The organism is Psychrosphaera ytuae (genome assembly GCF_017638545.1).
Lineage (GTDB): Bacteria > Pseudomonadota > Gammaproteobacteria > Enterobacterales > Alteromonadaceae > Psychrosphaera > Psychrosphaera ytuae.
Genome location: NZ_CP072110.1, coordinates 2,295,536 through 2,322,157, shown reverse-complemented (window position 1 = coordinate 2,322,157; position 26,622 = coordinate 2,295,536). Strand labels below are relative to the sequence as shown.

Genomic DNA, 26,622 nt, shown 5'->3' with positions numbered 1-26,622 from the left:
CTTGTTGAGCAAATATGGAATTAAATTGAAACAGGGCGGTTTAAACCGCGTTCAACGTATCAGCAAGACCCATCTACCAGCTTGGGCCAAAGGGATTCGTCTCACTTTCGTTTCTGTGTTTTGTATACTTACACTTGGCTGTGAACCAAGTAGTGATATACCAATCAAACAATTAACCACAGCCCAACAAGGCGCATTTGACGGAACTATTTCAGATACTGGCAAATACGCAGTGTTATCTTCACTGTATCACGGTGTTGCACTTTGGGATCTTGACGCAGAAGGCCTTAAATACCAGTGGTCTCATGACTTAAGCAATCAAGGTTTGCAATTTGATGACGGTGAATCAACCGCCATTATGAGTGATGCCAATACCATATTTGCAACCGCTATCTCCAATAACGACAGTCACGCTGTCTTAGCCGATAAACACAACTTTTCACTGTGGAGTTTACAAACCGGTGAAAACCTTGGGTTTTGGCAAGTCAAAAAAGCCAAAGTAAAAATTCAACCACAGACGACAACAGAGAGCACCTGGGTCAGAGGCGCCAAAGCAGACTCAGACCAGCCTGCACTAAGCCAAATCGACATCATCGACCGCGACAAGTGTATTAATGTGCTCGAGGTTGAATCCGAGCGTTGCATGATTTTAGGAACGATTCGCGCTATCGACGTTTCAAACAACGGTAAGCACATTGTCATCGGTAAAAGTAACGGTATGGTGACACACATTACCGTTGAGAGCGGTCGAAGATTAGAGTTTTTGGGGCACCAATCTAACTTATTAGACGCTGAAGGCGAGCCAGTTCAGATTAGCAACACCATTAATAGCCTTGAAATGTCGGCCAACGGACGTTACGTACTCACTGGTTCAAGCGACAACAACGCCTACCTTTGGGATACCAAGACTGGACAAGTTATTTATCAGTTCAGGCACAGTTCTCGGGTCACCAAAGTGGCACTAGATGCAAAAGGCAGGTATGCATTCACCGCCGACAGCAAAAAACAAAGTCGTATCTGGGACCTAAAAACCGGAAAAGTAATTTCAACACTTCAGTATTTCAATCGCCAGGAAATATTTTCTAGCGCGCGTTTTAGTGACAACGGAAAATGGTTATTAACCGGCGCACCAACGCGAGAATTAACCCTTTGGGATGTAAAAACCGGCAAACAACTCCAACAATGGACAGTTACCGCAAGGAAAGGCTCACGCCCAGCAAGTGCAATCGTGTATAGTGCCAGCTTTATTAACAATGAAACCCAGGTGATCAGTACAAGTTCGGCTGGGTTTAGTGAAATTTGGGAAATCGACAATGAGCACAGATAGTATCGCAGAGTTGCAAGCTCGATTGGAATCTTTAGAGAGTAAAGTAGCGTTTCAAGAAGTCACTATCGACCAACTCAACGACGAGATCACCAACATGAATTTGCAATTTGCTGTGGTGACTCGTCAAGTTAAGTTATTAGCTGAAAAGTTAAAAGAAAACAAAGGTTCAGTAGTAGCGTCGATGTCAGAAGAAACACCGCCGCCACACTATTAAGTTTTGCTAGTTACAATCTTTTCTAGCAATTAATCCTCTGGATTAAAAACCCCGATAATTTGCTCAAACTGGCGGGTGGCGCCTTGCACGGCATCCTCCGGTTGAGTCATGTGGTGACCACATGCCTTGCACTCAACTTGCTCGACATTATTCTCGATAAATAACATCATAGTGTCTTGTTCTTTACACTCTGGGCACGTTGCTCCAGCAATAAATCGCTTTTTCTTTCTGGCCATGATCACCTCTTTCATTTAGCGCGCCATTCTATACGAAAAACCACTCGCATGGGTATACGTTTAAGCCCGCAAGTTATACCATTCGCCTGCTCAATTTTTTAGGAATCCGTCGTCACTATGCTACAAATTACTCAACTCAATTTACAACTCGGCAACAAGGTGTTGTTCGAGAATGCCTCTGCGACCATTTTTCCAGGTCACAAAATCGGTATTGTCGGCGCTAATGGTTGCGGTAAATCGACCTTATTTAATTTGATCCGCGGTGAACTAACAAATGACGGTGGCGACATTAGCTTTCCTAAAGGTTGGCAATTGGCTTGGGTTAAACAAGAAACCCCAGGATTAGAGCGCAGTGCCCTCGATTATGTGATCGACGGTCACCATATTTATCGCGACTTACAAGCCAAGCTTGAAAAAGCAGAACAAGCTGATGACGGTCATCAAATTGCTCAACTTCATCACGAGCTCGACGCAATCAATGCCTACACGATTCCAGCTCGCGCCGGTGAACTACTCAATGGTCTAGGGTTTGATACCGAGACTCAACAACGAAGTGTGAGCAGCTTCTCGGGTGGTTGGCGAATGCGTTTGAACCTTGCTCAAGCACTGATGATTGATAGTGACTGCTTACTACTAGATGAGCCGACTAACCACTTGGACTTAGACGCGGTCATCTGGTTAGAAAAATGGCTTAAGCGTTATGAGGGCACGATTTTATTGATCAGTCACGACCGAGATTTTATTGATAATATTTGCCAAGGTATTTTGCACGTCGAAAACCAAAGCTTAAATAGCTACACGGGTAACTACTCGACGTTTGAGATTCAACGTGCCGAAAAACTCGCACAACAACAAGCAACCTTTGAAAAGCAACAGCAAGAAATTAAGCACATACAGTCATTTATCGACCGCTTTAAAGCAAAAGCATCAAAAGCCAAACAAGCTCAAAGCCGCGTAAAAATGCTCGAGCGAATGGAAAAAATCGCTCCAGCTCACGTTGACTCGCAGTTTCACTTTAAATTTTTGCCAGCGACCAACATTCCTAACCCGATTATTAAAATGGACCAGGTATCTGCGGGTTATGGCGACCTCGAAATTCTTTCAAAGATCCGTCTTAATTTAGTGCCTGGTAGCCGTATTGGTTTATTAGGACGAAATGGTGCCGGTAAATCGACCTTGATAAAAACGCTAGCGAAGAGTATTCCACCTCTTTCTGGCGATTTTGAATACAGTAAGCACTTACGTATAGGCTATTTTGCACAGCATCAACTCGACACTCTGACAAAAGGCCAGTCACCTCTACAACATCTGATGTTGCTAGACGATACACTTCTCGAGCAACCAGCACGAGATTATTTGGGTGGTTTTGGCTTTAATGGCGACCAAGCTCTGGATATTATTGATAACTTTTCTGGTGGTGAAAAAGCCCGTTTAGTGTTGGCCTTATTGGTTTATCAAAAGCCAAACTTATTACTTCTCGACGAACCAACCAACCACCTAGACATCGAAATGCGTCAAGCCCTTGCCCTCGCATTACAAGGCTTTGAAGGCGCGATGATATTGATTGCCCACGACCGTCACTTACTTAAATCCACCTGTGATGATTTGTACCTCGTTGATGCAGGACAAGTGGCACCGTTTAATGGCGATTTGGACGATTATCACAATTGGCTATTAGACCAAGAACGCCAAGCAAACCAAGCTGATAGCAAAGATATCGACAAAGAAAACTCCGCCCAGGCCAAAAAAGAACAAAAGCGGAAAGAGGCCGATCTTCGTAAAGCGCTGTCACCATTAAAGAAAGAAGCCGACAAGTTAGCTAAAAAACAAGAAAAAATCGCAGAAAAACTGTCAGAAATTGAAGAAAAAATGGCCGACACTGATCTATACTCAGAGGCACGTAAGTCAGAACTAACCCAACTTTTAGCAGAACAAGCAAGTCTTAAGAGCGAGCTAGAAGAAACGGAAATGGAATGGTTTGACTACGAAGAGCAAATGGAAACCTTACGCGCTAACTTTGAATAGGAACTCTATGTCATCGATCCAAATTGAACCCACAGAACTCTGGCAGTTTAGTATTACCACGTACCAGCAAGACGAGCTTCAACAGGAGTTATTGAGGTGGCAAAACAGTTATGGTGGTAACGTCAACCTCTCGTTGTTTTGTATGTATTGTGATGATTTGGGAATTAAGATCAGTGACAAAGAATTACACTTGTTGCAGCAACAAGTCAGCCATTTCTCCATTCAATTTACTCAAGCGATTCGAGTTACTCGTGATCACTTTAAACAAAGTCGTAGCCAACTGACCGATTACGATAAGATCCGCCAACATCTTCTCGAGGCAGAACTGTTACTAGAACAACAAGAGCAAACATTACTTTGCCAGTTTATGAATCGCGATCCAGATGAGTTTTCTGATTGTGTCGCGACCAAAAACAAAGCCTCTGATTCCACCGAACCAGAGGCTTCTAATTGGGCGCGCTATCAAATGTTATTAAAACATTCCTCGAACACCCAAGACGAATGAACGACCTGGTAATAGGGTATCATTCTTCAAGAAGCTTGAATGAACGCGAGCTTCTTGATCAAACACATTATTAACTTTTAAGAACAGGTTTAAATCTGCGTTACCCACAGGTACATAGTGGTTAACGTAAAAGTCAGTCATTGTATAACCGTCTGTTACTGATTCGTTTTCTGCGACTTTGTCTTGCTTTGCATGAACCATGGTAGACAATTCAAAGGTGGTATTTTGCATTTCATAATTGAACGTTGCGCCATAACGCATAGGTGGGATACGTGGTAAGTACTCACCCGTTGTTAATTTACCCGTAATGCTGTCTGCTTGAAGCGTCACTTTAAACTGATCGGTTGCTTGCCAGATATATTGTGCTTCAACACCGTAAAATTCGGCATCTCTTGCCACAAACTGATAAATAGGAAGACCTTCTTCCGCATGCTCATCATGCGCTTCGTCCATGTGAACTTCTTCACCCATATGGACTTCTTCGTGCTCTTCTTCATGCTCGTCATGTACATCGGCAAAGAACAGACCCGTATTTGACTGATAGTAGAAGTCGTTTACACGGTTATAAAAAGCGTTCACAACAAATCCCGTCTTACCTTCGAATTTACGTAAGCTCAACTCGATGTTATTTGATGTCTCTTCTTTTAAATCCGCTGCGTGAACTTCGAACTCCTCGTCTAAGTGCTCTACTACACCGTGGTGCTCTTCATGCTCCTCATTGAGGTGATCGCCTTCGTGTTCTTCTTCATGCTCTTCCTCTTCATGAGCATGAACTAACTCATAAATAGCGCCAACTTCTACACTGTTGGTACCAATGTGTGGACCAAATGACAGCAACTCAGCGGCAGAAGGTGCACGAGAGCTATGTGTTAAAGAAATCGCTGCGTTATACCCATCCGCGAAGTCATAAACTAAACCTGCTGAAATACTAAATGGGGTAAATTCTAATGTATCAAACTCAGCAGATTCGATTTCGACACGCTCAATTCGAGCTCCAGCTTGCAATAACACATCACCAAAATGCTTCTCTTCGATCAAACCCAAAGCAATTGCAGTGGTTTCTGAAGGAGGTGTAAAGGCTTCCTCACCAGCGGCAAAAAAGTCACTGTTTTTATAATCAAATGTTAACGCACCATGCCAACCGTCAACTTCAGCAAACATCAAATCCGTACGAAGCTCTAATGAGTCGTTTTCAAAACGAGTACCAACCTCATCACCTTCAATTTCTTGATGCTCATAGTTGGTGATACCCATGCGTGTATTAATGTTAGTAAACCACGTATTTTCAAAATACAATTCACTTATCACCTGCACACGGGTTTGCTTTAAGTCACCCTTAACGGCCCCCTCTTCTGCATGCTCAGCGTGCTCTTCTTCGGTTTCTCCTTCGTGCCCTTCCTCATCACCATGAGCGTGACCAGGGATGCCGTAAAGGCGATCTAAGTAACCTACCGACGCACCTACAAAACCGTTGTCCAACATCAAACTACCGCCAAGGTTAAAACCGCGTGCTCTTGATGCGCTGTTTTCTAACGTGTATTTGTCATCGTGCGCTTCGTGCTCGTCATGATGTTCTTCACCTTCGTGCTCTTCAGAGTCATGCTCGTCGTGAACCTCTAGTTTTGGGTTCCCCGGTACTTCGTAGTCATCACCATCGCGATAAAAACCATCAAAATGCAGGACAAAGTCACCCACCGTTTGATTTAACATCGCAGAAACTTCAGTCTCATCAGCGATTGAATTATTACTTACTTGAATTTCACCCGAGTCGTCTTTTGCACGTGGCACACGGTTATCAACTACGTTAACAACACCACCAATTGCACCACTTCCAAAGAACAATGTCGCAGGGCCACGTAATACTTCGATTTGTTCTACAGTACTTGTTTCTGTCGATACAACATGATCAGGACCAACTCGTGACGCATCACTTACGTCCAAGCCATTTTGAGCAATCATGACACGTGGGCCATCCAAACCGCGGATGATAGGTGTCGAGCTAATTGGACCGTAATAACTAGAATGAACACCCAGCTCAGACTTTAACGTTTCACCTAACGTAGCTGAATGTTTGTTGTTTAAATCTTCATTACTGATAACAGTAATCGGTGTCGCAGACTCCAAAGTCGAAGCATGCAGTGGTGTGGCCGTCACATCAATATGCTCAATTAAGGATTTGCTGAGTGTCAATGTATAGCTATCTTGGCCTTCAACCAAAGACAACGAGGCGTGATTATAACCAGCCGCAGCGACGTGTATTTCATCCACGTGTTGGATCGCTTCAGTAATCGTAAATTTACCATCTTTGTCCGTCTTAACCGATACTGCACTACCATGAACAGTAATTTTGGCATTCGCTACAGGTTTGCCAAGATTATCAACTACGACTCCAGACACGGTGTGATTTGCAAATGCTTGAGATGATACTGCACTTAACGACAGGCTTGCTGCGACTGCGGCGGCAACTAATGATGACCTTAACATCCTCGTTTTTCTCCAGGTTTAATACTCAAAACTCATAAGTTGAATGAGATGATACACCATATCATTTTTAAGTAAATATCAAATTTGCATCTTCGTATCCTCGCTCGACAAACCGCCAAGACAAGCCGACGAACGAAACTTGATCTAAATCAACATTGCTTCACATCGACTCTTATCCGCTTTGAGGTTTTGATTTAGATCAAGTCAGCGATGGCTGAGATCACTATCTTTAAATACAAGAAAGAGGAGAGAGATTATGTTTACAGACTACAACTTCGAATCAATGTTTAGAGATTTTATGCAAGACCCAGTGTTATACATGAGCTTTGGTATTCTGGGACTTACGGTGGGATTAATGGCGTTTTATACTTGGTACTTTATCAAGAATGTAGTGAACTCAGAGCCAGAGTAAATCGAAAGCTAAGAGACAATATTACTAAACGCAGCGATCCGTTTAATTGCGGTCTCGATATCTTGCTCAGAGTTATATACCCAATGCGACAGTCTCAAAGAGGCTGGCGCATTAATAGTGTCATGAAGTGGTTGCGCGCAGTGATAACCTGACCGGATACAAATACTGTATCTGTCGCTCACGCCTCGGGCTAATAGGTGAGGGGATACGCCGGGTACATAAAAGCTCAGCGGTCCGCTATATGATGAAGGCTCACCTAGCAGTATTGCCTGCGGTAAGTATTCTTTTAATGCGTTTCGAGCATGCTGGCCCAATGCCAATTGATGGTCATGTACCCTGTCCATATCGAGTTCCATCAAATAAGTAAGTGCGCTATCTAAGCCGGCAACAGACTCTATTGCCGGTGTCCCCGCTTCAAAACGCCAAGGTGCGTTTTTGGGTTTGTGTGAAGACAAAGACACACTCTCCACTGTGGCACCGCCTTTGAGCCAATAGTCCATTTCTTCTAGCAATTGATGCTTGCCAAACAAAACCCCAACCCCTGTTGGAGAGCCTAATTTGTGCCCACTAAAAACTAAGAAGTCGCACCCCAATGTCTCAACGTCTAAGCTTTGATGAGGTGCGGATTGAGCCGCATCAACCAACACTTTAACTCCATGACGATGTGCTACCTTACACACCTCTTCAATGGGTATTTCATTGCCAGTCACATTCGATACATGAGCTAAGCTGATCAGTTCAATGTTTTCCGCAGTGAGCACTTCATCTAACTGAGATAGGTCTACCTGACCATGTTGATTAAGTGATAATCGGATAGTTTGACGCTCTGGCCACACTAAGTAGTTTGAGTGATGTTCAGCCATACTCGTCAGTATTTTTCCTTTAGATGCAAAAGCATTTGCAACTAGGTTCAGAGCTTCGGTTGTATTTTTAAGAAATACCACTTCATGCTCATCACAATTTAAAAAATACGATACTGTCGTTCTGGCAGACTCATAACATTCTGTCGCCCTGTCTCCCAAAAAGTGTACAGAGCGATGAATATTGGCAGTTTTTTGAGTCAATACTTGGGTTACTGCGTCCACCACAGCTCTTGGTTTTAATGCAGTGGCAGCGTTATCTAAATAAATTAATGGCTGACCAGTTGGCGTTGGGTATTCAAATGCTGAAAACTCTGACTTGATTTCACAAAGCTCCTGTTCATTAAACATTGAGACCTCCCAGTCACTATTTTTGTTTTACACACAAATATTTGCCACTGCTCTCAGGCAATAAAAAGTCGGCTTTTTTGAGTTTTATTCGTTTGAACCACGGCATCAACTCTGACAATGATGAGATAATAAGCTCGGCTTCAAAGTCAAAGTTCTTACCGTTTAGAACAACGAGAGTCAGCTTGGCTAGCGTGGGTGTAATAACCTCAAATTTAAAGTTAATTATATTTTTATATTTGAAGACAGCATCTTGTAACTGTGCAGGAGTTACGTAGTCGTTTTCAGGACTCTTGATACACTCTTGTTGACGACCATATACTTCTATTGACTCGGCAAACTCTCCAGCATCGTCATAACGTAATACCCGAGCCACATCACCAATCGCATAACGAATAATAGGCATGGCAAAATTATTGAGATCCGTCACAACTACTTGGCCTATTTCACCTTCTCGCACAGGTAAGCCGTCGTCACCAACGACTTCAACACAAACCATTTCGGAATAAATATCAATCCCATTAATATCGTCCGTTCCACATCCTATCGAGCCTACTTCGCCGGTTCCGTAAACATTAACAAAACGGGCACCCAAGCCAGACTCTATTCGCAAGACCATCTCCGTAGACGCAAGTCCCCCATATGGCATGACCTTTTTTAGACGAGGAAGAGTTATTCCGGTTTGCTCAGCGCGAGTGGCAAGCCAAAGTAAGAAATGAGGCAAAGCCCGAAGTACTTGAATATTATCTTGTTTGATTTTTGCTAAACATGCATCCAACTCGGAAACCATTTGAGTCCAAGGTGCAGACTCAAATGGCAACAGAACAGTTCTTTTTAACAGTACCTGACGCTCAAATCGACCTCGTAGACCAGACATAACATCCTCTGAAAATACCGTACCGCGTTTGATACCCCACCATAGGTAGCTTAACAAAGGTTCTGGGCCTGGGTCGGCAAACCCACAAACAACATTACAGGCACTCGGTGGAATATCGATTGCTGGCACTCCGACCGGTGAGCCTGTTGCCAATTTTAAGTTAAGATGTTCTGCTGCTCGAAGATAGTCTCTTTTGACAAAATTGACGACCACCGTCATTCGGCCCGTGGTTCCAGCTGAAGACAAATATTGCCAATCACCATTGGATTGTTTCGATGTAATACCGTCAGGAAAGGTGGATGTATATGTAGCTTTGTTTGAGAGAGGAATAGCGTGGTGGTTTGACTCACTTATATTAAGCTGTTGCCAATATGGCACCTGTTCTCTTGCTTGAGATAAGAGGTGTAGCAACTTGGTTTGAATACGCTGGTGACGTTCACTAGATGAAGAATGCCTGAGCTGATCCATTTCTCGATAGATAGACCAAAATCGAGTACTAGAAAAGCGCTCCAACGTTGGCAAAAAAACCGATGCCAAAAACCTATCTACTGCGGCCATACTCAATCACCTAATTAACTCCCTCTGATTGAGTATCACGCTAAACACGCTAAAAGGTCAAATATTAAACAATAATATTTACCTAAAATTAAAACTCATATTTATAGGTCAATTCGATGCGGTTGTCAGTGCGACCGCGTTGATTTTGGCCGTCCTCATTATCAAAATACTTGTAGCTTAGAGTTCCTGTCGCTTTCCTAGTAAGGCGACGCTCTAAGGCAATTGAGCGCTGCTCGCCCTTACGTTGAATAGAGTCATCAGAGTTTTTCACTTCCGAAAAAGCAGCGTTTAACTTTAATGTAGTGCGACGATTTAGACGGTGATCTAAGTTAAACGAGTAGGTCGTTGTATCACGCTCGCTATCAATGGCGTCGTCACCGCGCTCGAGGTAATCAAAGCTACTCTGGTTGTATGCCAGTTTAACGGTCGTTTTTTTGAATCGGTAGTCATAACTAAGTTGCATAGACTTAATAAGCGCGAGCTCATCGACAAACAAATAATCTACGTCGGTAAACTCAAAATAAAACAACTCGTCGCTTGGTGATGTCGGTGGCGCGATAAGTTTGACACAATCTTGTCTAGGACTGTCAATGACCGGACATGCAAAGATACCTGCATCAATAAAATCTGGCTCAAGACGGGTGCGAGTATCCAAGGTTTCGCTGTAACTGCCAGAAAGGCTCCAGCGCTTCGATTTTTTGGTCAAACTAAACTGATTCGAATCGCCGTAAAAGCGGCGGCTATGAACATAAAAAAATTGCGCTTTTTCATTTGTTTCTACAACAAGTCTAAAAGACGTAAAGTCGTCGTCACTACCTTCGTTGTCAGTCAAAAAGGCACTGTTCTTTGTTTCTTTGTTACGGGTGATTTCAACAAATGAACGAGGTCCTAAACGCCACGCCACACCAACACCTATGTTTTCGTTATCGAGTTGACGTTCATCGATTTGAGTACTTTCAAGTTTGTTAATTGACTTAAAAGCGGTAAATACAATATCTAACGATTGCCATACAGGAACACCAATATTGGCGTCAAGCGACAGGAGATTCTGCTTACCACGTCGTTCAGTTTCATTGAAATTACCGCTAAATGAAAACTGAGCTCTAACTTGTTGAGGTGAACGCCCATAACCAACTTCTAAAGAAGCAGAATGTCTATCACCACTTAATATGTTTGTAGAAGTAAAGTTTGTCGTGTCTACCGCGCTTTCGTCGTAATCTGATTGACTGATTTGAACGCTCGCGTTGGTTCTCCAATCGACTGCTGGTGAGGTTTTAAAACGAATACCGGTTGTTAAGGTATCAACCTCTAAATATTCATCCTGACCAAAAATAGGATCGGTAACACCCTCAAATTCATTATTTATGTTGCGGTTTAATCGTGTTGCATTAGCAAAAAGGGTTAAACGCTTTTTCATGAACGAAAATTCGTTGTTGAGCGTTATATTATTGTAATCATCATCGTCAAAGCCGTCTTCAACTTGATGAATTTGGGTTCTGGACAAGGACCAATTTGCGTTCCAAACGGGTCCTTTTGCCGACAAGGCTAGCGTTGGAGATAAGGTATAAGCTTGATGCCCCTCTTCAATGGGCTGAGTAAGACTAAACCCTTGAAGCTCTGCATCTAAAATATGTATGTAAGAGGCCGATAGCGATGGCTTCCATTCAAACTCAGTTGCACCTAGGCCAACAGAAAACAAAGGAAATGAAACACCAACTAACGCTAAAGCAACTCGACTTAACCGAGCGTTAGGCAAATTAGATTGGCAACATCCTTTGTTTTCGTTCATTTTTATGCACCTGATCCGTAATAATAGCCATACCCTTGAGTGTCAGATGGGTCGATGACTTTATTCATCACTAATCCCACAGCCATCTCTTCAGGCAGTAGGTCTACTGCTTTTTTAACTTCAGTCAGCTTGGACTTAAACTCTTCAACAACAATGACACCTTGCCCACACTGCTCAGCCATTACCGTCGTTTCATTTACACCCAATAGCGGTGGACAATCAAAAATAACAATACGGTCTGGATATCGGCTGGCAAACTCGTCAAACAACTGCTGCATTTTGTCACTAGACAATAATTCGTTAGACAAGTAATGAGGTAATCCCGCTGGGATCACTCGCAAGTTTTCCACATTAGTTTGGTAAATAACTGAAGACACATCCTCGACTTCACCAGACAAGTATTCAATTAACCCGGCATTAGCACCTAATTCCAATGTCTTGGATACACTTGGTTTAAGTACGTCCGCATCAACTAACAACACAGTCTTATCTTTCTCTAGCGCGATACTTAACGCTAGGTTCACCGCACAAAAAGTTTTACCTTCATTCGGGCGAGAACTAGATACTAATATTAAGTTACTGTGATTTAGAGTTTTTGCTAAGCCACCGAACGCATTGTTTAGTAACTTACGCTTAATACTTCTAAATTCTTCATTTATAAGCGTGCGTTTTTTGGATAAGGCAACAAACCCCTTTTGTTCTAGACGCTCTAAATCAATTTCTAAGTGTTGACCTAAAGTTAAAGGGTCTTTATCCAAATTAGCCTGTGTAGTTTCGTTTATTAAAGGCTCAGTTGTTAACGTTTCTTGCTCGTTAGTCGGCGCTTTTTCCGCCAAAACCTGTTGGCCTTCTGGCTTTAAATCTATCTGCGTGTCTTGTGTAACAGAGACTCTCACTTCATTTGCAGGTTCATTTTGTTTGTTCTGCTTATTCTTATCTGCTTCAGCCTGTTTCCTCATTGCCTTTTCGATTGAACTCATAACAATGTCTCCACTAGCTTAATTGGCGTTGTTCTCAAGACCAAATCTGTCGCCATAAAGGCCATATAAATACAAAATACAGTTAACGTAGATAACGCAAATACAAAAACTCTAAACCGATTCTTTTTCTTTATCGCTTCTAAGTTAATGTCGGTAACCGCCCCTAATACAGGTCTACCAGTAACATTGGACAGTTGAGAAGCATTGACGACTACTGGGTTTAATTGACTGGTCAAAAATGCCAACACAACACCAGCCCCAATACTAATAATAAACACTACGGTGTAAAACATTGGGCGATTTGGACCCGATGGCTCTAGAGGCACAACCGGCGGCTCTATTATTCTAAATTGTACTTCTTCTGCAGATAAGTCGGCTTTTCGTGAGATATCAGCTGATTCTTTACGAGCCAAAAACTCTTCGTATTTACGTTTAGTAATACCGTAGTCTCGGTCAAGAGCTGTGCGTTTAGCTTCAATATCCGGGACGAGTTCGATTTTTTCTTCTAACGATTTGAGCTTTTGTTGATAACTAGCTTTACGTACATTAAGAGACGCAATATTGCTCTCTAGATTGTTAATTACAATTGTTAGTTCTTGAACGATTGCATTTTCGCTCAATCCACCAGAGGCTAACTCACCACTCGACAAACCTTTGACCATCTCTTCAATTTCTTTTTTGCGCTGCGCGACCAATACATCCAAACGCTCCTTTGTTTGGATAACGTCTGGATGTTGCTCGGTAAAACGAATTTGCAAATCGTCTAAATTAGCTTGAAGTTGGGCAATGCGCTGATCATACTGAGTTTGAATATTGACTGAGTCAGCTCCATCTGTGCTTGGAGTTGCGGCACTGAACTTGCTTTTTAAGCTTTTGAGCTGAGTTTCTTTTTCAGCGAGCTCTAGATTCAGGCTTTCTATTTGGCTCGCCAACGAGGCGCGTTGCTGGTAATAGGAATCACCCGCCAAAAGCTCACCATATTGCTTCTTAAAGTCGGCCACTCTTTGCTCTGATTGAGCGAGTCGTCTTGCATACTCTTCGATTTGTTGATCTAAAAATTTGGTCGCTGTGTCACTGTCTTTGCGATTTTGACCTAACGCGGATTCGATAAATTTATCGAGAGTAAGTAAAACAACTTGTTTTGCTTTATTTGGATCTGGATGTTCGTAAGCAATAGAGTAAATATTATCTCGATTCGATGGGCGCAGTGATATGTTATCTCGAAGTGATGCCACGATAGTTCTAAATTCAGCTTCTGAATTTGCATTGATATCTAAATCTGCTTGACGGGCGATATCTTCTAAATTGGGTGTGGACAATAAAGTACGAGCGATCATATTGATCTCATCGTCAGGGTTAGTCTGAACCGTCAAACCTCTCAATAACGGCTTTAGCATAGACCGAGTGTCAGCATACACCTTGGCATTTGACTCATAAACATCAGGCATCCTAGCCACTAAAATCAGGCCAATAGGACAAATTAGCCAGGTTGAAATAATGATGTATCGCTTTTTAATCCAAATACCCTTTAGATAGTCAAAGACTAACTGGATAGTGGCCTGCAGATCCTGCATTTGGTATTCCCTTATACTTCTTAAATTGAGTTAACGCGTGTTAATTAAAACCAATCTTCTGGGATAATAATGATGTCACCTGGCAAGATATCGACATTAGCACTGATATCGCCTTGCTGAATCAAATCATCAAGCTCAATATCATATTCTTTCTGGACACCGTTTTCGACGCGAATTAACACGGCGCCATTACCATTGGCAAATTCGGTTAATCCCCCCACCTGAATCATAAGATCAAGCAATGTCATATTTTGACGATAATTGACCGCCATTGGATTTAAGGCTTCACCAATCACACGGACTTGCTCCGTGAACGGCCCAACAAACCCACTAACACTAACAGTTACAATCGGCGACTTGATGTATTGACTCAAAACCGTTTCAATTTCACGAGCCAGCTGGGTTGGAGTTTTACCTGAAACTTTAATGTCCTCTACTAAAGAAGTAGTGATCATTCCATCTGGTCGTACAACAAACGAACCCGAAACTTCAGGATTACGCCAGACAAAAATATTTACTGAGTCACCAGGGCCGATTAGGTAGTAATAATCATCTACACTTTCGATAGCAGAAGGTTTTACAGAAGCCGGTGGCAGTGGATTTGCGCAACCAACCATTAACAATGCAGTTAACACCAATATTAGAAATTTCACGTCAAAATCACTCTTGTTGTAGTTATCCATACTTTATTCACTATTGATTGTAATCAAATCATAATAAATGTGAACTATTATATTTTTTCCCGATGACAGCTTGGTTACAATCGGTTAACCTTAGCCAGTAAAAAAATAAAAATAAATTTATTAGGAATTGACTTGAAAAAGGTATTTCATAAAAAGCCGATAAATCAAAGAAGCAATACCCTAATGATCATGGATTGGTCAATTGGGCTTCTTGTTGGTATAGGGCTGTTTATCGCTTTAGAAGAGTTTTGGTCTCAGTATTTACCTGCCTACAAAGAGATGTGGTGGGTGTTGCCTATTTCTATCGCTAGCCTATTCAACGTGACCAATTTATCGGTCGGCCTTTATGACATTAAACTTCGCGACAGCAATGTCGGTATTTTCCGCCGTTGCCTAGTTAGTGGTGCAATGACGTTTGCTGTTTTCCAGCTCATTGTTTTTAATATTTTTGCGACATCTGCATTACATCCGTCAATCCTAGCCGTTTATATTCTCGCAATCGCCATCTTAACCTTTACCGTGCGCTATTTGGCCAACAGCCTAGAGATGTTTGGCATTACCAAAAAACGCGTTGTTGTTATTGGTGCCGGTGAGCGTGCTTCCATCATTGAAAAGCGCATGCGTCGTGAATCAGACCGCCGAGGCTTCACCCTTATTGGCTTTATTCCTCTTCATTCGGATAAAAAAGACGAATTAAAACGTGAGAACGTTCTTCCCGCCGAAACAATTGATGAATTAGAAGAGTTTATCCGCGAAAACGAAATTGATGAAATTGTCATTGCCCCTGATGAACGCCGTGGGTCCTTACCCCTAGAATCTTTATTTGACTGTAAAATGGCCGGCGTCGTCGTTAAAGACATTTTAGATTTTATCGAAGAAGAAACTGGTCAAGTAGCGGTTAACTTAATTTACCCTTCTTGGGTTATCTATTCAAATGGCTTTCAGTCACGCCATTATATTCGAGTCGCAGCGGATTACATGCTCAATGTATTCCTAGCGAGTATTGTCCTGTTACTCACATGGCCTGTCATCCTCATTACCGCTATGCTTATCTGGTTAGAAGACGGTCGCAAAAAAGGCGGTACTATTTTATACAAACAAACTCGTGTAGGTATGGATGGAAAGCTATTCGAAATACTTAAATTCCGCAGTATGCGTCAAGATGCCGAAAAAGATGGCGCACAATGGGCACAAAAAGTAGATAACAGAGTTACCAAAATTGGTCATGCGCTTCGTAAATACCGCATAGACGAGTTACCACAATTGTTTAATGTGTTTAAAGGTGAAATGGGCTTTGTAGGCCCTCGCCCTGAGCGTCCGGAGTTTGTAAAAGAACTCATCAAAGAGATCCCTTATTACAACCATCGTCACAACGTAAAACCAGGTCTTACTGGATGGGCGCAGCTGAATTACCCTTATGGCTCTAGCGTCAATGACTCACTAGAAAAGCTTAAGTTTGATCTTTATTACATAAAGCGTCGCAGCATACTGTTAGATTTATTAATTTTGGTCAGAACCATAGAGATAATTCTATTTGGTAAAGGTCGATAACTATGGCGGAAGCACCAAAGTTAGCGATGACCGTCGACGTGGAAGATTACTTCCACGTTTCTGCGTTTGATTCTATTTTCTCTCAAAAAGACTGGCCAACCATAGAGCACAGAGTCAATGAGAACACTCGACGTTTACTCGACTTATTTGACCAGCACGGTGCTAAATCGACGTTTTTCATCCTAGGTGCCGTTGCCGAAAAATACCCAGATTTGATTAAAGAAATTGACCGACGTGGTCATGAAGTCGCAAGCCATGGCTTTGCTCATCGTCGTGCAACAACACAAACACCTGACGTTTTCAAAGAAGACGTGTATCGCTCCAAATCATTTTTAGAGGATACAATTGGAAAGTCAATTGAAGGCTATAGAGCACCGAGTTTTAGCATTAATGAAACCAATGAGTGGACTTACGAGATCCTTGTTGAACTTGGTTTTAAATACAGCTCAAGTACCTACCCTATAGAGCACGACCTATATGGCGTACCTAACTGGCCTCGTTTTAAATACGATCGCCCAGAAGGGATTATCGAGATCCCAATTCCTACTTTGCGCAATGACGACAAAAACAAAGGTATAGGCGGTGGTGGCTACTTCCGTTTGTTTCCTTATTGGTTGTCAAAACGTCGTATCGAAAAATTTCTAGGCTCAGAAACAGCGCCTTACAGCTTTTATTTTCACCCGTGGGAAATTGACGCTGATCAACCACGCGTAAAAAATGCAGCATTTCTCTCTAAGTTTAGGCACTACGTTAACCTTTCCAAGATGGAAGGAAAAATCACCCAACTGTTAAAGGACTATCGTTGGGACACCATGAAAAAAGTGTATTTAGAAGACTAAGATGGATATTCTCACAACGTTAAGGAACAACAAACTCGCACAACGTGCGGCCATAGAGTCTCTTTGCCTACTCATTATGATCTGTGGTTTGTATTACACCACAGTCGCAGGCATGGTCGATCTTTGGCTCACTTCTGAAACCTACAGTCATGGCCTTTTCATCATACCCTTGGCTGTTATTCTTCTTGTTCAAAGATTAAAAGATCAAGCACCTAGAAACACACAGCCAACGTTCATGCCGCTCATTTTGTTAGTTGGTGCGTCCTTCGTTTGGCTGATTGCTACGCTTGCTCATATAAACTTAGTCGCGCAACTCGCAGTCATGTCGTTTATCCCCTGTGTGGTCTGGCTTCGATATGGCTGGGCAATGACTTGGCGGTTAAAAGGACCACTGCTGTTTTTATTTTTAGCCGTTCCCGTGGGTGACTTTTTGATCCCACATCTTCAAGATATTACTGCCACACTATCGATTGCAATGATAAAACTGACTGGCATTCCGGTTTATCACGATGGGCTTTATATTTCGATTCCAGCTGGTAATTTTTTAGTTGCTGAAGCTTGTAGTGGTATTCGCTTTTTAATTTCGGCAATTACGATTGCCGTCTTTTATGCACTTCTTTACTTAAAATCGACCAAAAATCGACTTTTAATGATGTCTCTCGGTGCGGTTGTTCCTATCGTCGCTAATGGTATTCGAGTCTTCATGATCATAGTAATAGCACACCTAAGCAACATGGAAGCTGCCACTGGTTTTGATCACATTGTTTACGGTTGGGTGTTTTTCAGTATCGTTATGGTGTTACTGATCGTTCTGGGCAATGTTTTGGCTGATAAAGAACACGCCAAAGATAAAAAGGTTGATAATAGCGATGCGGGTAGTAGTGATGCTGCTGCGCCGGATATTCAATCAACTCAAGGCCAGTCGAAAAGCCACCAGCAAGCTATCTGGCCTTTTTATGCTGCTATTATAATCGCAATTAGCTTGGCGCCAATTGCCAAACGTCTACTGGCTTACGACCCAAGCAGTCAAACAATAGACGCAACATTAGCCTACCAAACCAAAATCACTAAAGGGTTATTTTCGGACCCTGATACACAGTGGGCCGTGTCCTTTCCATCGGCGGATGTTGTTTTACGACAAGATGGCATAAACCAAAAAGACATCAGTAAATATGTCGTTTCTTACGATTATGAAACGGATGAAAAAGAACTGATCAATTATGAAAATCGCTTATTTAACCCCGACCGTTGGTCATTAAAAGACAGACGCATGATTCCGGTTTCAGTTAATGGTGAAACAGTAATGACGCTTCACTTAACCATCGTTAACCTTGCTGGCCAAAAACGTGAAATTTTAATGAGCTATCTCATTGATGGCAACGCAACAGCACAAACACTCAAAGCCAAAGCACTTCAGGTCATAAGTAAGCTAATGGCTCGTGATTTTGGTGGCCAAGCCATTATTTTATCGGCCTTGTCTGATGATGTAGACATAAACCAATTAAAGCTCGAATTTGCTGATGTAATTCAACAAGCCCAGCGTCCAGTTAGGAACTAATACAATGATCGTCTCAGCTGTTATTTTATCGTTCAATTCAGTAAACACCTTACCAAAGTGTCTAGATTCGTTACTTGATTCCTATTCTGAACTTTCAGGTGACAGTGAAATTTTTGTTGTTGATAACGGCAGTTTAGACGGTAGTGTCGAATTGCTAAAAGACTATCAATCGCGATACCCAGAAATCATTAAGCCGATTTTCTTTAAAGAGAATACAGGCACTACGTTTTCTCGAAACAGCGCAATAAGACAAGCCACAGGTGAGTTCGTTTTAGTTCTCGATTCCGATGCTTACATTACTCCAGAGTGTTTAACTCACCTTATCGAATACAGTCGTCTGCATCCAGAGGCAGGCATTGTGGTACCCAAACTCACTTATGCCAGCGGTAATTTTCAGTTGTCTTGTGATGTCTTCCCTACCCTTTGGCAAAAAGCCAAACGCTTTTTATTCCTAAAAGACATGGAAGCCAAAGACACTGATTTAAAATCCCAATCAGAGCCTGTCGATGTCGATTACGCCATTTCTGCCTGCTGGTTGATCACCAGAGAATGTGTAAACAAAACGGGGTTGCTAGATGAAAACATCTTTTACTCTCCTGAAGACGTTGATTACTGCATTAGAGTTTGGAAATCAGGGTTTAAGATCACCTATGTTCCAAATGTACAAATGGTTCATGATGCGCAAGAATTATCGCGTGGCTTCAAATTGTCCAAATTCCATTTTTCTCATCTAGGTGGTTTGTTCTATTTATTTAAAAAGCATGGTTATTTTTGGAGCCTAAACGGCCTTTACAAAAAAATGGAGCGACACAGTTAACCATGTGTGGATTTGTTGCGCTAATCAATTCACCAGAGGCTAAAGGACTAGACACCAACACAAGTCAGACCGTATTAGCTCAACTCACTCAGACCCTTCATCATCGTGGCCCGGATGATATCGGCTACTTCATTAGCGATAATCAACAAGTGCAGCTTGGTCATACAAGACTGTCAATTATCGATATCAACAATGGTCATCAGCCGCTATTAACCGACGTTAGCGTACTGGTGTACAACGGTGAAATATACAACCACAGTGAATTAAGAACCGAGCTCATCGGCCTTGGTCATCATTTTAATAGTGTGTGTGACACCGAGGTGCTGGCTAAAGCTTATGAGCAATGGGGAGTTGATTTTTTATACAAGTTAAACGGGATGTTCGCTTTTGTTCTATTCGACAAACAAAACGACACTGTTTTAATTGCCAGAGATCGACTCGGTATAAAACCCGTTTATTGGCATCAAACTCCCGACAACAAATTGCTCTTTGGCTCAGAGCTCAAGGCCATAACTGCACATCCAGATACTCAAGTTCAACTCAACCCAAGAGCGATTAGCGACTATTTTTCATTAGGTTATATTCCGGAGCCTTATTCAATCTACAAGGGAATAAACAAACTAGAGGCGGGACACTATATCCAGTTGAGTTTGAACAATCCTGACAGCTTTACAGATGTCAATTCAATACAATATTGGGATTGTCTCAAGGCGATAAACTCTCCAACAAATTCAACGACACAACAAGAGTTCGAGCAAGGACAAGCGCTTCTTTGTGATGCAATCGATAAGCAAACAATTGCAGATGTGCCGGTGGGCGCGTTTTTATCCGGCGGTGTCGACTCATCTATAATAGTCTCACAAATGAATCGCCATCAAAATGTCTCTACTTTTTCGATGGGTTTTGATCAGACAGACTATGATGAGTCACAACAAGCCGAACAAGTCGCTAGTCAGGTACAGACCAAACATACAGCAATGACAGTCAGTTGTAACACCTTTGATTATCTGCCAGAGCTAATAAAGATGTTTGATGAGCCCTTTGCCGATAACTCAGCTATCCCAACCTACTTGCTAACCAAACAAGCTAAAAAGCAAGTTACTGTCATGTTGTCAGGTGATGGTGCAGACGAGTTATTTTTGGGATATCGCAACTATCGTCTATTAAAACTAGAAGGCAAACTCAAAAACCTCTTGCCCAAACGCGTATCAACGCCGGTTTTTAAATTTTTAGCCAAGGTTTATCCCGAACTTCCATGGGCACCACAATTTTTGCGAGCGCATTCAACACTTGAAGCATTAAATAATGACTTTGTGAGTAATTTTCATCGCGCCATGAGTATCAATTCACCTGAAATTTTGCAGCAGATTTTTTCAGACAAATTACTTTCCCAACTCGATGGCTACTCATCGCGACATTATTTCAAAACCTTCGCTGACAAAGTGACCGTGGGCGACTGCATCAAAAAAGCACAATACATCGACTTTAAGACGTACTTACCAGGCAACATCCTAACCAAAGTCGACCGAACCACAATGGCCAACAGCATTGAAGCGCGCGTTCCGTTTTTAGATCATCGTCTCGTCGAACAATGGATTAGCAAATCAAGTGACCAAAACATAAAAGGCAGTAATGCCAAATTATTGTTAAGAACCATCGCCAAGTCACTCATACCTAAAGCGGTCGTAAATCGCCGCAAAAAAAGCTTTACCTCTCCTATGGACGAATGGTTTAGAATGATGACCCAGAGCGAGCTGCGTAAGCGCATGCAACTAGAGCACTTAGCCTCATCAGAAATGTTTAACATGCCCGGCATAGACAGCCTAATCGAACAACATTATTCTGGTAAAAAGAATTTAGGAATGACCCTTTGGTCACTGTCGGTTTTTGCTGAGTTTCTTAAACAAAACGGAATGAAGCCACTGATTAAAACATCGGATCAAAACAAAAAATGAAAATTTTATACCACCATCGCATTGCCTCTAAAGATGGTCAGTTTGTGCATGTAGAAGAGCTAACCAATGCGCTGTTAGAGCAAGGCCACGAGTTGAAGTTTGTTGCGCCAACCGTCAACGAACAATCTGAATTTGGTCACGATGGTGGTTTTGTTAGTAAGTTAAAGGCTGCACTTCCCGCGTTTATCTACGAACTACTCGAGCTGACGTACAGTTTATGGGTGTTCATCAAGCTTGCAGTAGCCATCAAACAGTTCAAACCAGAATTTATCTACGAGCGCTATAATTTGTATCAGCCTGCAGGTGTCTGGGCATCTAAACTGTTTGGTATTCCGCTGATTCTTGAAATCAATGCCCCTCTTGTAGAAGAGCGTAGCCGCTACAGTGGTTTATCGCTTAAACGCTTTGCTAAAAAAATCGAAAACTATACCTGGCGTGGTGCCGACAAATGTTTGCCAGTGACCGATGTATTGGCAGATCATGTGAGAGCTGCAGGTGTTCCCGAACAAAATATCGAAGTTATCCACAATGGCGTTCGTCAGCCATTTATTGATGAGATGCTGGCGACACCAATTCAACAAGACAAACCAGAGATCATCATAGGGTTTACCGGATTTATTCACCCTTGGCACGGTATGGACAAAGCCATCGAAGCCATTGCAGAGCACAAAGAGCTTCCGCTTAAGTTAGTTTGTATTGGCGATGGCGCGATTTTACCAGAGTTAAAACAACAAGCAGCCGATCTCGGCATCGCCGATAAAGTCGAGTTTAAAGGCCTAGTAATCCGTGACAAAGTCTTAGACTACGTCAAAGAGTTCGATATTGCGTTGCAGCCAGACGTAACGGCATATGCCTCACCACTTAAAATGTTTGAGTACATGGCTGTCGGGTCGTTGATCATAGCCCCGCGTACACCAAACATCGAAGAAATCCTATCGGACGATACCGCGCTATTTTTTGACAAAGGTGACGCTAGTGCATTTAAAGCTGCACTCACAGAAGCCATCACCAACTACCAGCAACATCAAGCCAAACGCCAAGCTGTCAAACAAAGCGTCATCGACAAAGGCTTTGTGTGGCACGAGAATTCCAAGCGAGTTGTGGGATTGGGTCAGATTCTAATCAAGGGGACAGACAACGTGAAGGCTCAAGGGTAGTCATCGATGCCAATTACTGCACTGGGGTTTCTTGCTGTATTTACTATTGGGTGTTTAGTAGCACTCAAGAGGCCTTTTGTTGGTTTGCTCCTGTATTTCTTCGTATTTTATATGCACCCGCCAGGGAAATACTGGGGTGCATTTTTGCCAGAACTGCGTTGGACACTGATCGTTGCAGTAATTACGTTAATTAGTACGTTTATTAACGATAAAAATAAATTTAATTGGTTGGAGTCTAAAGAGAGTAAATTACTCGTTATGCTATTTATATATGTTGCATTGCAGCTAACATGGGTAGATTTTCCGTCTCTTCATCAAGTCTATGTTGTTTTATTGTTTAAACTCCTCGTTCTTTATTATCTGATCATTCGTCTGGTCAACAATAAAACTAGGCTTCTTGCAGTTATAGTCACTAACTGTATTGGCGCAGCTTATATTGGTTTGAATGCCTTACAAACTCACGTATCAGGTCGATTCGAAGCGGCTGGTTTACCTGGCATAAATGACGCCAACCTTTTGGCAATACATTTAGTAGGAATTATTTTCATTTCTTCAGTTATAGTTATTACTAACTTGAACAGACGCTATTTAATTTTTATACCACTAGCTCTTGTTGGTAATCTATTCTTTATGACGGGTAGTCGAGGCGGGTTAGTAGGATTAGCATTGGCAGGCCTATTTTTCATTTGGTACAGCCCAAAGCATAAAAAAACTCAAATATTGCGTTGGGCTTTTGCGGCGGTCATCCTTGCCTCTTTTATGTTGGGACCTTTAATTATTGACCGAATAAAACAGATAAATAGTGTCAGTGATACAGAACAAATTGATAAAAGTGCGTACTCTCGATTGGTCATAATCGAAGGACAATGGAACATGTTCAAAGATTACCCAATATTAGGTTTTGGACATCGAGGCACTTTAGTACTGAGCCCATTTTACATCGATGAGTCTTACATGACTCAAACTGAAGCAGGTGCTCGTAGAGCCTCACACAATATAACTTTAGCCTTCATGGTCGATCATGGTCTTATAGGCAGTTCAATCTTCTTTTTAATAATTGGTATTGCAGTTTTCTCGGTAAGACATAAACAAAAATATTGTAACGATGATGAGACAATTAAACTTATTATGCTAGGGGCTTCCTCTGGCTTAGTTGGCGTAATGGTCGCGAGTCAGTTTTCTAATAGTAAAGTTTTAGAAATATCCATGTGGCTGATAGCCTTAATAGTAAGTTGTAAGCTAATTTTGAAAAATGCCCACGAACCGAAGAATGAACTACCGTAATGACGCCTCTATCATTTCGCAGGAATAACAATTGAGCTCTGCCAATATTTTACTTAACTCATATAAATGGGTCATCGTCGCGCGGTGGATTGGACGATTTGCTGGGATTATAAGTACCTTAATATTAGTACGAATACTATCTCCTGATGACTACGGCATAGCAGCTCAGGCCCTTTTTGTTTTGATGTTATTTGATGCTCTGTCACATACCGGAACTGAACAATTTGTAATAAAACAAAAAGAAGTTTCAGATAGTTGTCTGTTTACGGCATGGACACTTAACCTAATACTCAAATCGACCGTAGGTTTGTGCCTATTTATTTTTTCATCGAGTATAGCTTCTTTTATGAATGAGCCCCGCTTAGATGCTGTGCTGCAATGGACAAGTTTAATCGCGATATTAGACAGTTTGAGATCTCCCGCCCTTATTATCCGAAAGAGAAATATGGATTTCAGAACAATTTCTACCATTGATATAAGCTCTAAGCTGTTGACGGTTATTTTTACGATAACTATGGGGTTTATTTTGAGGGACTATTGGGCTTTAGTTTTTGCCAACATATTTTCAAGCTTTTTAATCGTCATGATTTCTTATTTTGTTGCTCCATCAAACCTAAAACTAACATTGGAAAATGTAAAAGCTCAATTTAAGTTTGCTCGAGGTATTTTTGTTACCTCTGTGATTGGATATATCAGAGCCAAATTAGACATACTGATTATCAGTAAAAAGTTCGGTTCATCCGCTACTGGACACTATAGTATTGGTCAAGAGTTTTCGATATTACCTTATACAGAGGCTATCGCCCCATTGACTCAACCTCTTTATTCATCACTAGCCAAAATTCAAGACGACTCAGCAAAACTAAAAAACCACCTATTCAAATATTTAGGTCTTTCATACTCTTTGGTAGTACCTGCCGCCTTGGGCATTTTTTTGTTGGCTGATCAGATAGTTCTAATATTATTCGGGGAGCAATGGGTAGAAACTACACCTGTTCTAGCCTACTTATCTTTTTTAATGATTACATTTGTTACTAATGGTGCTTACAAAATCATCTTTACATTAAAATCTAAGTTTTGGAGCATTGGCTTGCTCGATCTAATTGGGATTATTCTTGTTTCTCTGGCATTTTTGTTAGAAAGCTTAGTTACCTTAGAAGATTTCGCTGTGTATAGAACTGTTGTTGGTATATTGGTGCTTTCATTATCAATTGTAATTGCAAAGCTCTATATTAATTACGAAATTAATCTAGTTCTAAGGGCCTTACTAATACCAGTTGTCGCCTCATTTATCATGGGAGCTTTAATTCTCTTATTACAAAGTCCTGTCTCTTCTGCAATTGGAGTACCGTTATTCAGTTTATTGGCAATCGTATTTATCTCCGCGATTGGGTATTTCCTAATTTGGCTGGCTTTGAGTTTTGCTTTACGAAACAAGCACTATATTTGGGAGTTTGGTTTTCAATTTGCTGTCGCTCAATTCAAAAGCGCGATCAAAAAGGTCAAGGGTATCTGGCTCCCCACTTTATGAGGTATCCCTCAATAAATTGACCTGAGTTTATTATCAGTCGAGAGAATATTGTAACCCAAACATTATGGAACCTGTCCTCAATCAATCGATTAATAAGGTATGCAACTCCTATTACCACTAACGTAATTGCAAATATTACAAATCCTGCACTTTCTTGGGTTGCAAATTGGTTCAAACACATATAACCAACATGTGCGTGAATTAAATAAATCGGATAAGTGAGATTACCAATAGTCTTTGAATGTGGTAACTTGGTTGCTTGACCAAACTTTGTGTTTTGAAAAAGGAACAACATAAAGAAGATTGTCACTATAGCAGCAATTACAAACTCCGAAAAATATACACCTTTTAATTCCGTAAAAATTACCGCTTTTTTCGTTGAATAATCCAAGCAAAGAAGATAGGAAATAGCCAATGATAAATAACCGGCTTTCGACTTCTTTTCCATAAGAACAGCAAAAACACACCCGGCAGCAAAGTAATAGTAGTAACCGCCTAGCAATGGATAACCATTAATTTCCACCAAGTAACACACTAAAAGCAAAAAAGGCCAACAAATAAACAGTAGCCGTAACCTATTTTTTAAGCCAACAAGTAAAAGACAGAAGACGAAAAAGTAGAATGTTATTTCATAGGCCAGCGTCCAATAAACACCGTCAACATTACTTACACCAAAAAAGGAGTGAATCATCGTAAGATTAGCAACGCTTCTCAGCAGGGAAGTTGACATTAACTCCCCTCCCCAAAAATACGCAAAAAATGATGTAAACAGCACCGCAAACCAATATGCTGGAAAAAGCCTGACGGCTCTATTCACAGCAAATTTTAAAGCAGTTCGATTTTTCGCCGAAAAAAAGATTACATACCCACTAATCATGAAAAAAAACTCTACTCCCAGATAGCCATATCTGGTAATAAAATCAATCTCTGGCAATGCACTTATCGATGTTACTTTTCCATTCGATATGCCATTAAAAGTATAGTGATACATGACTACAATAAAAGCCGCACAAAACCTACTATAGTCTAAAAGCTCAAGTCTCTTCACAATATTTCAA

The 26,622-nt window shown here is 41.5% G+C and carries 22 protein-coding genes; 13 read left to right on the top strand and 9 right to left on the bottom strand.

All coding sequences use genetic code 11. The features are described 5' to 3' along the window. Nucleotides 1-25 precede the first annotated feature (25 nt). Nucleotides 26-1,327 (top strand): WD40 repeat domain-containing protein, encoded by a 1,302-nt coding sequence (locus tag J1N51_RS10355; protein ID WP_208831063.1) that lies wholly within the window; start codon nucleotides 26-28, stop codon nucleotides 1,325-1,327. After that, entirely contained in the window at nucleotides 1,314-1,541 is a 228-nt protein-coding gene (locus J1N51_RS10350) for a SlyX family protein (RefSeq protein WP_208831062.1), read from the top strand. Before J1N51_RS10355 ends, J1N51_RS10350 begins: the two co-directional genes overlap by 14 nt. Before the next feature lie 29 nt (nucleotides 1,542-1,570). Here the strand turns inward: J1N51_RS10350 and J1N51_RS10345 are convergent, their stop codons facing one another. Beyond that, nucleotides 1,571-1,792 (bottom strand): YheV family putative zinc ribbon protein, encoded by a 222-nt coding sequence (locus J1N51_RS10345; protein WP_208831061.1) that lies wholly within the window; start codon nucleotides 1,790-1,792, stop codon nucleotides 1,571-1,573. Nucleotides 1,793-1,894: 102 nt separating this feature from the next. On the opposite strand from J1N51_RS10345, the gene J1N51_RS10340 reads away from it, so the two are divergent. Both J1N51_RS10340 and J1N51_RS10335 read left to right on the top strand, forming a co-directional pair. Further along, nucleotides 1,895-3,802 carry an ABC transporter ATP-binding protein gene (locus J1N51_RS10340; protein WP_208831060.1) on the top strand — a complete coding sequence of 636 codons (1,908 nt, stop codon included), beginning with the start codon at nucleotides 1,895-1,897 and terminating at the stop codon, nucleotides 3,800-3,802. A gap of 7 nt (nucleotides 3,803-3,809) precedes the next feature. After that, entirely contained in the window at nucleotides 3,810-4,307 is a 498-nt protein-coding gene (locus J1N51_RS10335; RefSeq protein WP_208831059.1) for a TIGR02444 family protein, read from the top strand. Here J1N51_RS10335 and J1N51_RS10330 read toward each other — a convergent pair. Next, on the bottom strand, nucleotides 4,275-6,791 hold the full coding sequence (locus J1N51_RS10330) for a TonB-dependent receptor (RefSeq protein ID WP_208831058.1): 2,517 nt from the start codon (nucleotides 6,789-6,791) through the stop codon (nucleotides 4,275-4,277). The two genes, J1N51_RS10335 and J1N51_RS10330, sit on opposite strands and share 33 nt — an antisense overlap. Nucleotides 6,792-7,047: 256 nt before the next feature. Between J1N51_RS10330 and J1N51_RS10325 the strand changes: the two genes are divergently transcribed. Next, nucleotides 7,048-7,203 (top strand): hypothetical protein, encoded by a 156-nt coding sequence (locus tag J1N51_RS10325; RefSeq protein WP_208833464.1) that lies wholly within the window; start codon nucleotides 7,048-7,050, stop codon nucleotides 7,201-7,203. Nucleotides 7,204-7,211: 8 nt separating this feature from the next. On the opposite strand, the gene J1N51_RS10320 is transcribed toward J1N51_RS10325, so the two are convergent. From J1N51_RS10320 to J1N51_RS10295, 6 genes are all read right to left on the bottom strand, one after another. Continuing rightward, the gene (locus tag J1N51_RS10320; protein ID WP_208831057.1) at nucleotides 7,212-8,414 is read right to left on the bottom strand and encodes an aminotransferase class V-fold PLP-dependent enzyme; all 1,203 of its coding nucleotides are present in this window, start codon (nucleotides 8,412-8,414) and stop codon (nucleotides 7,212-7,214) included. 16 nt (nucleotides 8,415-8,430) lie between these two features. After that, the gene (locus J1N51_RS10315; protein ID WP_208831056.1) at nucleotides 8,431-9,846 is read right to left on the bottom strand and encodes a phenylacetate--CoA ligase family protein; all 1,416 of its coding nucleotides are present in this window, start codon (nucleotides 9,844-9,846) and stop codon (nucleotides 8,431-8,433) included. An 88-nt stretch (nucleotides 9,847-9,934) separates the two neighbouring features. Next, nucleotides 9,935-11,635, bottom strand: coding sequence for a porin (locus tag J1N51_RS10310; protein WP_208831055.1), 1,701 nt, complete (start codon nucleotides 11,633-11,635; stop codon nucleotides 9,935-9,937). A gap of 2 nt (nucleotides 11,636-11,637) precedes the next feature. Beyond that, nucleotides 11,638-12,615 (bottom strand): XrtA-associated tyrosine autokinase, encoded by a 978-nt coding sequence (locus J1N51_RS10305; protein ID WP_208831054.1) that lies wholly within the window; start codon nucleotides 12,613-12,615, stop codon nucleotides 11,638-11,640. Continuing rightward, nucleotides 12,612-14,189, bottom strand: coding sequence for an XrtA system polysaccharide chain length determinant (locus J1N51_RS10300; protein WP_208831053.1), 1,578 nt, complete (start codon nucleotides 14,187-14,189; stop codon nucleotides 12,612-12,614). The genes J1N51_RS10305 and J1N51_RS10300 overlap by 4 nt, the downstream gene beginning before the upstream one ends. A 44-nt stretch (nucleotides 14,190-14,233) precedes the next feature. Then, nucleotides 14,234-14,872: an XrtA/PEP-CTERM system exopolysaccharide export protein gene (locus J1N51_RS10295; protein WP_208831052.1), complete on the bottom strand. Its 639-nt coding sequence runs from the start codon at nucleotides 14,870-14,872 to the stop codon at nucleotides 14,234-14,236. Between the two features lie 132 nt (nucleotides 14,873-15,004). Here J1N51_RS10295 and J1N51_RS10290 point away from each other — a divergent pair, with 132 nt between their 5' ends. From J1N51_RS10290 to J1N51_RS10255, 8 genes are read left to right on the top strand one after another with little or no spacing between them, the layout of a single operon-like run. Continuing rightward, nucleotides 15,005-16,423, top strand: coding sequence for a TIGR03013 family XrtA/PEP-CTERM system glycosyltransferase (locus J1N51_RS10290; protein ID WP_408635834.1), 1,419 nt, complete (start codon nucleotides 15,005-15,007; stop codon nucleotides 16,421-16,423). Between the two features lie 2 nt (nucleotides 16,424-16,425). Then, nucleotides 16,426-17,262: an XrtA system polysaccharide deacetylase gene (locus tag J1N51_RS10285; RefSeq protein WP_208831051.1), complete on the top strand. Its 837-nt coding sequence runs from the start codon at nucleotides 16,426-16,428 to the stop codon at nucleotides 17,260-17,262. A 1-nt stretch (nucleotide 17,263) separates the two neighbouring features. Next, nucleotides 17,264-18,820 (top strand): exosortase A, encoded by a 1,557-nt coding sequence (gene xrtA / locus J1N51_RS10280; protein WP_208831048.1) that lies wholly within the window; start codon nucleotides 17,264-17,266, stop codon nucleotides 18,818-18,820. A gap of 4 nt (nucleotides 18,821-18,824) precedes the next feature. Further along, on the top strand, nucleotides 18,825-19,637 hold the full coding sequence (locus J1N51_RS10275; protein WP_208831046.1) for a glycosyltransferase family 2 protein: 813 nt from the start codon (nucleotides 18,825-18,827) through the stop codon (nucleotides 19,635-19,637). A 2-nt stretch (nucleotides 19,638-19,639) separates the two neighbouring features. Continuing rightward, the gene (gene asnB, locus J1N51_RS10270; protein ID WP_208831043.1) at nucleotides 19,640-21,592 is read left to right on the top strand and encodes an asparagine synthase (glutamine-hydrolyzing); all 1,953 of its coding nucleotides are present in this window, start codon (nucleotides 19,640-19,642) and stop codon (nucleotides 21,590-21,592) included. After that, nucleotides 21,589-22,749: a glycosyltransferase family 4 protein gene (locus tag J1N51_RS10265; RefSeq protein WP_208831041.1), complete on the top strand. Its 1,161-nt coding sequence runs from the start codon at nucleotides 21,589-21,591 to the stop codon at nucleotides 22,747-22,749. The genes asnB and J1N51_RS10265 overlap by 4 nt, the downstream gene beginning before the upstream one ends. A gap of 6 nt (nucleotides 22,750-22,755) precedes the next feature. Next, nucleotides 22,756-24,033, top strand: coding sequence for an O-antigen ligase family protein (locus J1N51_RS10260; RefSeq protein ID WP_208831039.1), 1,278 nt, complete (start codon nucleotides 22,756-22,758; stop codon nucleotides 24,031-24,033). Nucleotides 24,034-24,064: 31 nt separating this feature from the next. After that, the gene (locus J1N51_RS10255) at nucleotides 24,065-25,564 is read left to right on the top strand and encodes an oligosaccharide flippase family protein (RefSeq protein ID WP_208831037.1); all 1,500 of its coding nucleotides are present in this window, start codon (nucleotides 24,065-24,067) and stop codon (nucleotides 25,562-25,564) included. On the opposite strand, the gene J1N51_RS10250 is transcribed toward J1N51_RS10255, so the two are convergent. Next, on the bottom strand, nucleotides 25,536-26,612 hold the full coding sequence (locus J1N51_RS10250; RefSeq protein WP_208831035.1) for an acyltransferase family protein: 1,077 nt from the start codon (nucleotides 26,610-26,612) through the stop codon (nucleotides 25,536-25,538). The two genes, J1N51_RS10255 and J1N51_RS10250, sit on opposite strands and share 29 nt — an antisense overlap. Between the last annotated feature and the right edge of the window lie 10 nt (nucleotides 26,613-26,622).